Source organism: Mesorhizobium sp. M0816 (genome assembly GCF_040320005.1).
In the GTDB taxonomy this organism is placed as follows: Bacteria; Pseudomonadota; Alphaproteobacteria; order Rhizobiales; family Rhizobiaceae; genus Mesorhizobium.
Window position 1 is genome coordinate 80,909 of sequence record NZ_JAMYOT010000011.1, and the last position, 12,332, is coordinate 93,240.

Sequence of the window (12,332 nt, forward strand, 5' to 3'; positions counted from 1 at the left end):
CCGTTACCAGCGGCCTTTGCGCCGGTTCCAGGCATAGAGCAGATCGGCAAAGCGATCATAGCCATAGCGCGTCAACGGCAGTGCGCCGGGATTGCCGAACAGCGTTGCGAGCCAGCCTTCGCCGGGCGTCGTCCGCCATACAGCAATGGCAACATCGGCGCCGGCCAGCAATTTGCCGTCGGCGTCGATCGCATACAGCCGGCGCCGGATGTCCTCCAGCCTTATGCCGTATCCGGCCAGCGCCGCCGGTTCGGCATTGATGTCGCGAAATTCGATCCGGCCGGCCTTGACCGTCTCGATCAGCCGCCGCTTCTGCCGGTTGATACCGGCATCACAGACCGGACAGCGCGTATTATACCAGACGGTCAGCAGAGGCTTGCTCATATTTCGAAACGGCACCAGAGGACACGCACGGATTATCCGAGAAATGCCGTTGCGCCGCAACGTGACACGATACCGGCGGAATGGCCGGTTTCGCTGATCCAGGTCGCCTAAAGGGTACGCAGCGGTTTTACGATAACGACATGCATAAAAAGAAGAGCTTAAAGCGCGTCGCAAAGGCCGTTCAGCGCGACGCGCTTCAGGAGCAGCGGCTCACCCGAGCGAGGTGATGATCTCGCGATAGGCATCCTCCGGGAAAGCCCTGAGCGTCCGAGTCCTGACGTTGCCAGCCGTCGCCAGCATTAACGAGAAACGAGCCAGGACGGCATCGTCGGGCGCTTCGAGCACCGCCACCATGTCGCAATCCCCCATGGTGAGATAAAATGCCTTGAATGATCCGCCCATGTCTCCCAGCATCTTCTTGGCGGCATCGAGCCGCTTCGGCGACTCGCGCACGTTTTTGGCGCCTTGTTCCGTCCAGTTGATCAGCACGATGTAAGTTGTCATGGCACACCTCCCTCCGGGGCCACGGAGCACGGCGTCAACCGCCGGGGCGGGCATCCGGGTTTGTCGCCCAGAAATGCATCCGATACGAAATTATCCTCCCGCAAGCCGCAGGCCGCAAGAGCGATAGCGTCGAATAGCCGATCGCCTATGCACAAACGAAAAAGGGCGCCGACGGCGCCCTTTGAATCCCTAACCCTTGTTGGCCTCAGCTGTCGAGGAAGCTTCTGAGCTTGCGCGACCGGCTCGGGTGCTTGAGCTTGCGCAGCGCCTTGGCTTCGATCTGGCGGATGCGCTCGCGGGTGACCGAGAATTGCTGGCCGACCTCTTCAAGCGTGTGGTCGGTGTTCATGCCGATGCCGAAGCGCATTCTGAGCACGCGCTCTTCGCGCGGCGTCAGCGAGGCCAGCACGCGCGTCGTCGTCTCGCGCAAATTGGCCTGGATCGCTGCGTCGATCGGCAGGATCGCCATCTTGTCCTCGATGAAGTCGCCAAGATGCGAATCCTCCTCGTCGCCGACCGGCGTTTCGAGCGAGATCGGCTCCTTGGCGATCTTCAGCACCTTGCGCACTTTTTCCAGCGGCATGGCGAGCTTTTCCGCCAGTTCTTCCGGCGTCGGCTCACGGCCGATCTCATGCAGCATCTGGCGCGAGGTGCGCACGATCTTGTTGATCGTTTCGATCATGTGCACCGGAATGCGGATGGTGCGCGCCTGGTCGGCGATCGAACGGGTGATCGCCTGCCGGATCCACCACGTCGCGTAGGTCGAGAACTTGTAGCCGCGGCGGTATTCGAATTTGTCGACCGCCTTCATCAGGCCGATATTGCCTTCCTGGATCAGGTCGAGGAACTGCAGGCCGCGATTGGTGTATTTCTTGGCGATGGAGATGACGAGGCGCAGATTGGCCTCGACCATTTCCTTCTTGGCGATCGCGGCTTCGCGCTCGCCCTTCTGCACCTGGTTGACGATCTTGCGGAATTCCTGGATCGAAATCGCCGTCTCGGTGGCGAGGTTCTGGATCTCGGCGCGCAGGTCGCGGATGGCGTCCTTCTCGTTCTTGGTGAATTCCTTCCAGCCGCGCGAGGTCAGATTGCCGATCGAGCGGGTCCAGTTCGGATCGAGCTCCGAGCCCTGATATTCCTTGAGGAATTCCTCGCGGCGCACGCCATAGCTTTCGGCCAGCCGCAACAGCTTGCCTTCGTTCTGCACCAGGCGCTTGTTGATGTCGTAGAGCTGCTCGACCAGCGCCTCGATGCGCGCCGTGTTCAAGGACAGCGACTTCACCGCCTTGATCAGTTGGTCCTTCAATTCCTTCAGCCGGCGGTCCTGACTGGGCGACAGCGTGCCGGCGGCGGCCAGCCGGTTCTCGACCTGCTGGTCCTGCAGCTTACGCAGTTTCTTGTAGGTGTCGGCAATGACGTCGAGCGTCTCCATCACCTGCGGGCGCAGTTCCGCTTCCATCGCCGCCAGCGACAGGCTCGCCTCGTCATCGTCTTCCTCGTCGTCGTCCACCAGGCCACGCGTGTCGCCGCCGACATTGGTGATGTCGTCCTCGTCCTCGCGCGAACGGCGCGACTTTTCCTCGGTCTTGGCTTCCTCGATACGCTCGACAACCGGCGCCTGCTTGGCCTCCGGCCCGGCATAGGTCGCCTCGAGGTCGATGATCTCGCGCAGCAGGATCTTCGATTCGTTGAGCTCGTCACGCCAGATGATGATGGCCTGGAAAGTCAGCGGGCTTTCGCAAAGGCCCGCGATCATCGTCTCGCGGCCGGCCTCGATGCGCTTGGCGATCGCGATTTCGCCCTCGCGCGACAGAAGCTCCACCGAGCCCATCTCGCGCAGATACATGCGGACCGGATCGTCGGTTCGGTCGGTCGGCTCTTTCTTGGTCGTGGTGGCGGCGACGGCGGTGCCGGTCTGCTCGGCGAGCTCGTTGGCGTCTTCCTCGGCATCAGCGGCGGTGTCGGCGGCTTCGGGCTCCTCGCCCTGCTCGTCGTCCTCGACCACGTTGATGCCCATGTCGGAAAGCATGGCCATCGTGTCCTCGATCTGCTCGGAGGTCACTTCCTCCGAGGGCAGCACCGAATTCAGCTCGTCCATGGTGACATAACCGCGCTTCTTGGCGGCCTTGATCATCTTCTTGACAGCATCGTCGGAAAGGTCGAGCAGAGGGCCATCGGTCGCGGCCTCGCGTTCGGTCTCGACTTCTTCCTTTTCTTTTGTCGCCATAGTCTTTATTTTCTCCAAGCGGCTGAGTATCAAAGCCGCGTAAGCTGCCGGTCCGGTCAAATTGGATGCGCTCCTTCCAGAACGCGCTTTACCGGGCCAGTAACTGCATCTCTCGTTAAGTCCAGATTAACCCTGATATCTGTGGCAAGCTGACTGCCTGTCCAGTGATCAGTACCTTACATCGCTGCATTCCCGTCGATGCCGGGGCGGGTTAACGTTTCGAATCGACCTGATTCCGCCATTCTGCCGGAAGGTCAAGCGCCTCTCGCATGATTCGCATGAAAAAAGCGAATCAATTACCCGACTTAGAGCACCGCACGCTTGATTCAACGCGCAAGCACGGCCTTACATTTCAGTCTTCTGGAGGCTTCGATCTAAACGCGCCCAGCTCTGCCCGACGATACGCCAAACCCTTCGATCAGCGCTTCCGTTGCCTGCACATCACGAAATTGCGCCTGGATTTCGACCAGGTGCCGGTAATTTTCGTCCGTGGGATCGCTGGCGAGCGCTGCTTCCGCCTGCTTCAGCTCCTTATGTAAGGTGCGCGCGCTGCGCTGCAAGTGGAGAGCTTGGCTGAACGCATCGCGAGCATCGTCGAGTGCTGCCGTTTCCAGCGCCGGCCATTGCCGCGCACGTTTGATCAGCGCCACCGCGCGCTGCCAGATCTCACCGCAGCCGGCCCGCTCGATCGTCGCGATTACAGCCTCGCGGTTGTTGGCCATATCGTGCGCCATGGCGTCGAGGATGGCCGCATGCAGCCGCTTCAGATCGGAATTGGCGAGATCGAGGAACTCGACATGGGCGAAATTCTCGTCGATCAGCACGGGATGGTTGACGAGGGCCGCAATGATCGTCGCCTCGCGCACCGACATGCCCTCGCCGCCGCGTTTGACCAGCGCCGAGCGGCCGAGGCTTTCGGTGATCGCGGTGCGCCCACCGGCACCGCCGCCACGTGCAAACTGTCCGCCGGGTGCTGAGACCCTGCCCGGGAAGCGCTCACCGGGCCGTCCGTCCTGACGTCCCTGGCGTCCGCGCTGGGCACCGAAGAAGCTCTGCACGCGCTCGCGCATTTCCTGTTGGTAGTGATAGCGAAGGCTCTCGTCGCGGATGCGGCTGGTCAGTTCGCGTAGCGTCTTTTCGAGCTCCGCCCGCCGTTCCGGCGTGTCGAAGATGCCGCCGGCGGTCTCGCGCATCCACAAGAGGTCGGCCAGCGGCCGCGCCTCGGAAAGCACGGCGCGGAACGCATCCGGCCCGTCACCCTTGACCAGATCGTCGGGATCCTTGCCCTCCGGCAGCAGGGCGAAGCGCACGGAGCGGCCTGCCTGGACCGCCGGCAGCGCCATGTCGGCGGCGCGCCACGCTGCCTTCAACCCGGCTTGGTCGCCGTCGAAGCACAGCACCGGCTCGCCAGCCATGCGCCATAGAAGTTCGAGCTGGTTTTCAGTCAACGCGGTGCCGAGCGGCGCCACCACGTTTTCGAAGCCGGCCTGCGCCAGCGCGATCACATCCATGTAGCCTTCGACGGCAATGACGGTGCCGCCCTTGGCCAGCGCCCCCTTTCCCAGTGCTTGCCGCGCACGGGCGAAATTGTAGAGCACGTTGCCCTTGTGGAAGAGCTCCGTATCGGGCGAGTTCATATATTTGGCCAGCGCATCCGGCGCCAGTGCCCGCCCTCCGAAGGCGATGATCTTGCCCCTGGAATCCGGGATCGGGAACATGATGCGGTCGCGGAACCAATCATAGGAAACCGGGACGTCGTCGCCATGGCGCACCAGCCCGCACGCCTCGATGTCGGCCTTGGGGACACCCTTGGCGGCAAGATGCTCCTTCAGCGCATTGCGGCTGTCGGGGGCATAGCCGAGGCGGAAAGACTGCTGCGTCGCCGGTGTCAGCCCCCGGTCGCGCAGATAGGCGCGGGCCTTTGCCCCTTCCGGTCCCTGCAGCCGTTCCTGGAAGAACGCCGTCGCCATCTCCATGACGTCAGTCAGGCTGGCGCGTTCCTTTTCGCGCCGCTCCTCCTGGGCATCGCGAACCGGCATCGGCACGCCGGCCATGTCGGCGATCTTCTCGACCGCTTCAGGAAAGCTCATCCCGTCAAGTTCGGTCAGGAACTTGAAATGGTCGCCCGAAACCGAGCAGCCGAAGCAATGGTAGCGGCCCTTCTTGTCCTCGCAGTGGAAGGACGGGCTCTTCTCGCCATGGAAGGGACAGCACGCCCAATAGTCGCCGCGCGGCGCGTTAGTCTTCTTCCTGTCCCACGCGACGCGCTGGCCGATCACCGAAGAAATCGGCACGCGGTCGCGGATCTCGTCGAGGAAAGCAGGTGGAAAGCGCATGGGGGGACAGCCCGTTTGGCCTCCATATAATCACACGGGCGAAGCCCGACGACTCCTAATGGCGATCATACCCGGTTTTCACAGGCCAAAAAGAGAAGGCGGCCCGCGGGCCGCCTTCTCGATCTAAACCGACGCAGCGCGGTCAGCCGTTCCGGGCTCATTGCGCGGCGATAGCACCGAAGATCAGGCCGGAGAGAACGCTGACCAGCAGATAGTCGTTGCCGACCCGGATCCATTCCTGCCCGGGACCCGGACGGCGCAGGCCATAGTGGCGATAGTCGCGGATCGGCTGGTGACGCTTCCAGCTGGAATATCTCTGGCCGTTGCGCCAATGGCTGCGCTTCACGACGATCTTTTTCTTCACTACGACGCGCTTGTTCACGTCGACATGCCTGCCGGGCCTTTGCCAGTCGACCTGGCTGTAGTTCGACTGCGGCGCGTTTGGTGTGTTCAGAGGTGCAGCCTGGCCCTGCCAGGTGGTTGCAGCCAGCATCGAGAAGGCAATGGCGGAAAGAACGACGCGTTTCATGGCGGGTACTCCTTGGTTGTCGATGCCTAGGGAATAGAGCCGGACGGATGAACCGAAACTGAACACCGAGATTACGTTTTCGTAATGATTTCTTATATTTAGAACGACTAATTCAGCGCTACCTTTAAAGCTGGCATCCGCGAATGGACGCATGACCCGCCGCAACTCCGCAGTCTATGCAACCATTTTGTCAGCCATCCATTTCCGACACGCTCCGTCGCGTGCCAACAGGCGTCGGAACCGGGCAAAATTTATTATTCGGCTAAAATAAATCGGAGTAATATCAACCTCTGCAATGTCCACGATTCGCGCCCACTTTTGCACCCTTGACGTCACGGCGCCCGCGTCGCTGGCATCTGTTGGGTTGCGGGGTCGGGCATGAGTGGCTCTGTCGTTTTGCTGCACCTTGCCGGTGCGGTCGCATTGATGCTGTTTGCCACCCGTTTGGTGAAGACCGGCGTCGAGCGCGCCTATGGCGATGTGCTGCGCCACAAACTGCGCGCCACAATGCGCAATCCGTTCATGGCGGTTCTGGCCGGCTGCGGCCTGGCTGTCGCGCTGCAAAGCTCGACCGCCGTCACCTTGCTGGTCGGCTCATTCGCCGGCTCCGGTATTGTCAGCGGCATGTCGGGCCAGCTTGCGGTGCGCGGCGCCGAGATCGGCTCAGCACTGGTGGTCAAGCTGCTCACCTTCGATCTGTCGCTGCTGGTGCCGATCTGCCTGGTCGCCGGCACCGTCATGTTCATGGCCACCGAGCGGCGCGACTGGCGCCAGTTCGGCCGCATCCTGGTCGGCATCGGCCTGCTGCTTCTGTCGCTGGAGATGATCGGCCAGGCGTCGGAGCCACTGCGCCAGAGCACGCTGATGCCGCTCATCGTCGATTACTTCTCCGGCGATCCGGTCACCGCCTATCTTCTGGCGGCGTTGGTCACCTGGCTGTTCCATTCCTCGATCGCCGCGGTGCTGCTGATGGTGACGCTGGCCGGCCGCGGCTTCATCCCGCCCGAACTCGGCATCGTGCTGGTGCTCGGTGTCAATCTCGGCTCTTCGATCATCGCGCCGCTTCTAACCCGCAACGCAGAACCCGGCGTTCGTATCGTGCCGATCGGCAATCTCCTGATGCGCGGCATGGGTTCGCTGATGATGCTGATCCTGTTCCTGACGTTCAAGCCGCCGGTCGCCTTCTTGGGCAGCACGGTGCCCGAGCAGATCGTCAATGCCCACATTGTCTTCAACATCCTGATCCTGATCGCCGGCCTACCGCTGGCGAGCCTGGTCTATCGCGCCTCGGAAAGGATCGTGGCGTTGGGCACCAAGCCCCAGGAAGCTAACGCGCTCGACGTCGTCGAGCTTTCGGCGCTCAACGAAAGTGCGCTCGACGTGCCGAGCCAGGCATTGGCCAACGCCACCCGCGAGGTGGTGCGGGTCTGCGAAACGGTCGAGATCATGCTGAAACGGATCATCGAGCTCTATGAGAGCGCCGATGCCGACAAGATCGGCGCGTTGGCCGCACTCGACGACCGTGTCGACAGGAAGCACGCTGCGATCAAGCTCTATCTGGCCAAGGTCACCAAGAACCCGTTGAGCGAGGACGAGGCGCTGCGTTGCCAGGAGCTGATCGGCGCCTGCGTCAAGCTGGAGCAGGTCGGCGACATCATCGTGCGCAACATGTTGGTCCACGTGAAGAAGAAATTCGAGCGCGGGCTGGAGTTCACGCCGGAAGGATGGCGTGAGCTTTGCGCCTTCCATGGCTTGGTGCTTGCCAATGCCAGGCTTGCCTTCAACGTGCTGGTGTCCCGCGATCCGGAGACCGCTCGCCAGTTGGTGCTGGAAAAGGACCGGCTGCGCGACCGCGAGAAGGAAACCAGCCAGAGCCATTTCGTGCGGCTGCGCGACGGCACCCCCAAGAGCGTCGAGACCAGTTCGATCCATCTCGACACCATTCGCGACCTCAAGCAGATCAACTCGCTGCTCGCCTCGATGGCCTATCCCGTGCTTGAAGAGCGCGGCCTGCTCACCGGTTCGCGGCTGAAGGCTGGATAGATTGCGTCCACAGGCCGGGTAGCTTCAGAACATCGCCTATGAAAATTGCTGTGGGCCAATGCGCAAAAATTATCTTTGCGCCACCTCCCGTCTGTCGGCTAATGATCGCCGCATCTACCGGAAGGAAAGTCGATGGACACCCATTCTCGCAGCTTCGCCAAAGCGCTTTCCTGGCGCGTCACCGGCACCATCGACACGATGATCATTTCGCTCGTCGTGACCGGAAGCATCAAGCTCGCCGCGGCCATCGGCCTGACCGAGGTCGTCACCAAGTCGCTGCTCTACTATCTTCACGAGCGAGCGTGGCTGAAAATTCCTTATGGAAGGAAGGCAGCCGCCTAGCTCTTGCCTCCGCGGCGGGCGCCTGACCGGCGATCAAGAAAAGCTAAAGCGGCGTCGACAATTTCTGGATTGCCCGCTGCCCTCATCCGTGGTTTGAGGCGACCTTATCTGAGGATCGCCTTTCCGCCATGCTCCCCCTCATTGCCCTGTTCATTGCCGCCTTCGCCTTCGGCACCACCGAATTCGTCATTGCCGGCGTGCTGCCGCAGGTGGCGGAGGGCCTTGGCGTCGCGATCCCGACCGCCGGCTATCTCGTTTCCGGCTATGCCGGCGGCATTGCAGTCGGCGGCCCGCTGCTGGCGCTCGCCACCAAAAGGTTCTCCCGCAAGGCCCTGCTGCTTGGACTGACTGCAGCCTTCACCATCGGCCAGGCCGCCTGCGCGCTGGCGCCCGACTTCGCTTCGATGCTGCTGTTGCGGATAGCGGTGGCCGTGGCGCATGGCGCCTATTTCGGCGTTGCCATGGTGGTGGCCGTCGGCCTCGTGCGCGAAGACCAGCGCGGCATGGCGGTGGCGCTGATCCTGTCCGGCCTCACCGTATCGAACGCAATCGGCGTTCCGGCCGGCACGGCAATCGGCAACATCTGGGGATGGCGTGCGACATTCTGGGTGATGTGCGCGCTCGGTGTGGTGGCCTTCACGGCAATCGGCGCCCTGCTGCCGCGCAAGACGGGATCGTCGAGCCCGTCGGCGAGCCTTGGAAGCGAGGTCCGCGTGCTCGCACGCCAGCAGGTCTGGACCTCGCTCATTATTATGCTGATGCTGATGATCGGCCAGTTCGGCCTGTTCACCTACATCACGCCGACGCTGCTTGAGGTCACAGGCCTCGACGAGAAATGGATACCTTGGGTGCTCTTGCTCAATGGGGTCGGCGCAACGATCGGCGTCTTCGTCGGCGGGCGGCTCGCCGACTGGAAGCTGATGCCGTCGCTCATCGCCATGCTTTTCCTACAGGCGGCAATGCTCGCCTTGATCTACGCTGTCAGCCCTTACCCGCTGCCGATGGTGATAGCGATCTTCGTCTGGGGCGGCCTCAACTTTGCCATCGGCACGCCGATCCAGACCCGCATCCTGACCTGGACCGCGGACGCGTCCAACCTTGCCTCGTCGCTCATCCCGTCGGGCTTCAATGTCGGCATCGCGCTCGCCGCATCGCTCGGCGCGGCGATGCTCAATGCCGGCTATGGCTATCGCAGCCTGCCGGTGGTTGGCGCGATCGCCATGCTGGTCGCGGTCGCGGTTGCGCTTGCCTCGCATGTCTGGGAATGGCGAAGCCGGGCTGCGCCGCCGCTGCCGGCTGCCGCCGAATAGGGCTACAGATCGATCCGGTAGCGCAGGCTTTCCGCGCCGCCATAGGCGGCGTCCTCGAAGAAACGCCCGACGAGCCGGCCGCCATTGGCCAGAACGACCTTCTGCGAGGGCACATTGTGAGGCTTGCAGGTGATTTCGACGAAGGGCAGGCCAACCGCCCTCGCCTCCACCAGCATCAGCCGCAGCGCCTCGGTCGCATAGCCGCGTCCCCGTTTCCACGGCACCACCGCATAGCCGATGTGGCCGAGCACATGCGACGGCAGCGCCGCGGTGCCGTGCTGCCAGCGCAGGCCGATTGAGCCTGCGACTTCCCCGTCCCAGATCCAGCGCCGGAATCCGGGCAGCCGCGGCACTGTCGAACCGTCGGGCAAGGTGATCGGCGGTCCCTTGCCATCGGAATCGTCGAGATCGCCAAGGAAAGTCGCTGGATCCTTTTCGATAGCCGCAAGCTGCTCGCGCGTCGTGTCGAGCAGCCGCACATTGTCCGGCGACCAGCCGCGCTCGAGGGCCGCCTTGTAGGACGGCAGGTGTTCAAGCGCCGGTTTGACGAGTTCGATCACGGGCGCGAGCTTTTGGCTGCCGGATTGCGGGCGCGACGGCAAGGGCCTTCGGCAGCTTACTGAAGCAGGCTCTTGACGATGCCGCTCGCCTTGGAAAAATCCATCTGACCGGCGTATTTCTCCTTGAGCGCCGCCATCACCTTGCCCATATCCTTGACGCCGCTGGCGCCGGTCTCGGCGATGGCGGAACGGACGGCGCTTTCCGTCTCGGCCTGACCCAGTTGCGTCGGCAGGAAGTCGCGGATGATGGCCATCTCGTCGCGCTCCTGCGCTGCAAGCTCCGGCCGCTTGCCGTCATCGAACGCCTTGGCCGACTCTTCGCGCTGCTTCACCATCTTGGCCAGGATCTGCAGGATTTCGTCGTCGCTGGCCGGCTCCTTGCCGGCGCCGCGATTGGCGATGTCGCGATCATGAATGGCCGCCTGGATCAGCCGCAATGTCGGCAGCCGGCGCTTGTCCTGCGCCTTCATCGCACTCTTCAGGGATTCGGCGATTTTGCCTCGCATGGTGCTTTCTCCTTCGAATGCCGCGGACAATAGTCGTGCCGATAGCTCAAGGCAAATTCGATAGCGTCCGGCAAACCGCTGATATTATTCGACGAAATAAATCCAGGCACGCACGGCGCGGCATCATTGACCGCCTTGGCGCCTTCCCCTATGTACTGGGCCTTGCATGAATTGAATTCTAGTGCACGTCGCCCAAAAATGCGTAGCGGTTTTGGGCAACGACAGGCACAAATGAAAACTTAGCGCGCCGAGGCTGTGAGATCGCCGCTTCGCGCCTTTTGTTGCGCCGACTGAGGGCGCGACCTTTAGGAGTGCCGCCATGGCAACGATGACAGCCGCGTCGACCCCCCCTTGGGCCAGCGAGAGGCCGACAGCCCTGCTGGTGCTGGCCGACGGCACTGTCATAGAGGGCCGCGGTCTGGGCGCCACCGGCTCCGCCGTCGCCGAGGTCTGCTTCAACACCGCGCTGACCGGCTACCAGGAGATACTCACCGACCCATCCTATGCCGGCCAGATCGTCACTTTCACCTTTCCGCATATCGGCAATATCGGCACCAATGACGAAGACATCGAGGACCTCAACCCGCTGGCCCGCGCCGGCGCGGTCGGCGCCGTGTTCAAGGCCGATGTCACCAACCCGTCGAATTACCGCGCCGGAACCGGTCTCGACCAGTGGCTGAAGAAGCGCGGCATCGTCGCACTTTCAGGCATCGACACGCGGGCGCTGACCGCGCTGATCCGCGAAAAGGGCATGCCCAATGCCGTCATCGCGCACGCGCCCGACGGTATCTTCGACGTCGATGACCTCAAGCGCCGCGCCGCCGCATGGTCAGGGCTCATCGGGCTTGATCTCGCCAAGGAGGTGACCTCCGGCCAGTCCTCGGTCTGGCGCGAGACGCCCTGGGTCTGGAACGAGGGCTTTGGCGAACAGGCTGATCCGTCGATGCACGTCGTTGCCGTCGACTACGGCGTCAAGCGCAACATATTGCGCCTGCTGGCCGGCCTCGGCGCCAAGGTCACTGTGGTGCCGGCAAAAACCGGCGCCGAGGAGATCCTGGCGATGCGGCCCGACGGCATTTTTCTATCCAACGGCCCTGGCGATCCGGAAGCCACCGGCGACTACGCCGTTCCGGTCATCCAGGATCTGTTGAAGACCGAAATCCCGCTTTTCGGCATCTGCCTCGGCCACCAGATGCTGGCGCTGGCGCTGGGCGGCAAGACCGCAAAAATGCATCAGGGCCACCACGGCGCCAATCATCCCGTCAAGGATCACACCACCGGCAAGGTCGAAATCGTCTCGATGAACCATGGCTTTGCCGTCGACGCCGACTCATTGCCGAGCGGCGTCGAGGAAACGCATGTCTCGCTGTTCGACGGTTCGAATTGCGGCATTGCGCTCACCGGCAGGCCGGTCTTCTCGGTCCAGCATCATCCCGAAGCCTCGCCCGGCCCGCAGGATTCGCACTATCTGTTTCGCCGCTTCGTCAATCTCATCCGCGAAAAGCGCGGCGAGCCGGCACTGGCCGAGCGTGTTTAGCGCATGCGTAAAAACGGATTTGATTGACGGCGCCGGCCGGGCTCCCGGCGCCGA

Annotated in this window: 11 protein-coding genes; 4 read left to right on the plus strand and 7 right to left on the minus strand. The window is 62.7% G+C overall.

Features of this window, described 5'->3' with window-relative positions; genetic code table 11:
• Positions 1 to 3: 3 nt before the first annotated feature.
• The 5 genes from NKI17_RS18805 to NKI17_RS18825 all read right to left on the minus strand — a co-directional run bounded on the left by NKI17_RS18805 (position 4) and on the right by NKI17_RS18825 (position 5,980).
• On the minus strand, positions 4 to 384 hold the full coding sequence (locus NKI17_RS18805) for a thiol-disulfide oxidoreductase DCC family protein (protein WP_352906522.1): 381 nt from the start codon (positions 382 to 384) through the stop codon (positions 4 to 6).
• Positions 385 to 594: 210 nt separating this feature from the next.
• A complete protein-coding gene (locus NKI17_RS18810; protein ID WP_352906524.1) occupies positions 595 to 888 on the minus strand; it encodes a GYD domain-containing protein in 294 nt (97 codons plus the stop codon).
• Between the two features lie 205 nt (positions 889 to 1,093).
• Complete coding sequence (gene rpoD / locus NKI17_RS18815) at positions 1,094 to 3,115, minus strand: RNA polymerase sigma factor RpoD (RefSeq protein WP_023678297.1); 2,022 nt, start codon at positions 3,113 to 3,115, stop codon at positions 1,094 to 1,096.
• A gap of 374 nt (positions 3,116 to 3,489) precedes the next feature.
• On the minus strand, positions 3,490 to 5,451 hold the full coding sequence (gene dnaG / locus NKI17_RS18820) for a DNA primase (protein ID WP_352567921.1): 1,962 nt from the start codon (positions 5,449 to 5,451) through the stop codon (positions 3,490 to 3,492).
• 157 nt (positions 5,452 to 5,608) lie between these two features.
• Positions 5,609 to 5,980 (minus strand): RcnB family protein, encoded by a 372-nt coding sequence (locus NKI17_RS18825; RefSeq protein ID WP_352567922.1) that lies wholly within the window; start codon positions 5,978 to 5,980, stop codon positions 5,609 to 5,611.
• 378 nt (positions 5,981 to 6,358) lie between these two features.
• On the opposite strand from NKI17_RS18825, the gene NKI17_RS18830 reads away from it, so the two are divergent.
• The 3 genes from NKI17_RS18830 (at position 6,359) to NKI17_RS18840 (ending at position 9,675) form a co-directional block, all read left to right on the plus strand.
• Positions 6,359 to 8,023 carry a Na/Pi cotransporter family protein gene (locus tag NKI17_RS18830; RefSeq protein ID WP_352567923.1) on the plus strand — a complete coding sequence of 555 codons (1,665 nt, stop codon included), beginning with the start codon at positions 6,359 to 6,361 and terminating at the stop codon, positions 8,021 to 8,023.
• 132 nt (positions 8,024 to 8,155) lie between these two features.
• A complete protein-coding gene (locus tag NKI17_RS18835) occupies positions 8,156 to 8,365 on the plus strand; it encodes a DUF2061 domain-containing protein (RefSeq protein ID WP_023678301.1) in 210 nt (69 codons plus the stop codon).
• Between the two features lie 128 nt (positions 8,366 to 8,493).
• On the plus strand, positions 8,494 to 9,675 hold the full coding sequence (locus NKI17_RS18840) for an MFS transporter (RefSeq protein ID WP_352906527.1): 1,182 nt from the start codon (positions 8,494 to 8,496) through the stop codon (positions 9,673 to 9,675).
• 2 nt (positions 9,676 to 9,677) lie between these two features.
• On the opposite strand, the gene NKI17_RS18845 is transcribed toward NKI17_RS18840, so the two are convergent.
• Entirely contained in the window at positions 9,678 to 10,235 is a 558-nt protein-coding gene (locus NKI17_RS18845) for a GNAT family N-acetyltransferase (protein ID WP_352757111.1), read from the minus strand.
• A 56-nt stretch (positions 10,236 to 10,291) separates the two neighbouring features.
• Positions 10,292 to 10,741 carry a GatB/YqeY domain-containing protein gene (locus NKI17_RS18850; RefSeq protein WP_023678304.1) on the minus strand — a complete coding sequence of 150 codons (450 nt, stop codon included), beginning with the start codon at positions 10,739 to 10,741 and terminating at the stop codon, positions 10,292 to 10,294.
• 319 nt (positions 10,742 to 11,060) lie between these two features.
• Here NKI17_RS18850 and carA point away from each other — a divergent pair, with 319 nt between their 5' ends.
• Complete coding sequence (carA, locus tag NKI17_RS18855; RefSeq protein WP_084641355.1) at positions 11,061 to 12,278, plus strand: glutamine-hydrolyzing carbamoyl-phosphate synthase small subunit; 1,218 nt, start codon at positions 11,061 to 11,063, stop codon at positions 12,276 to 12,278.
• Positions 12,279 to 12,332: the final 54 nt, after the last annotated feature.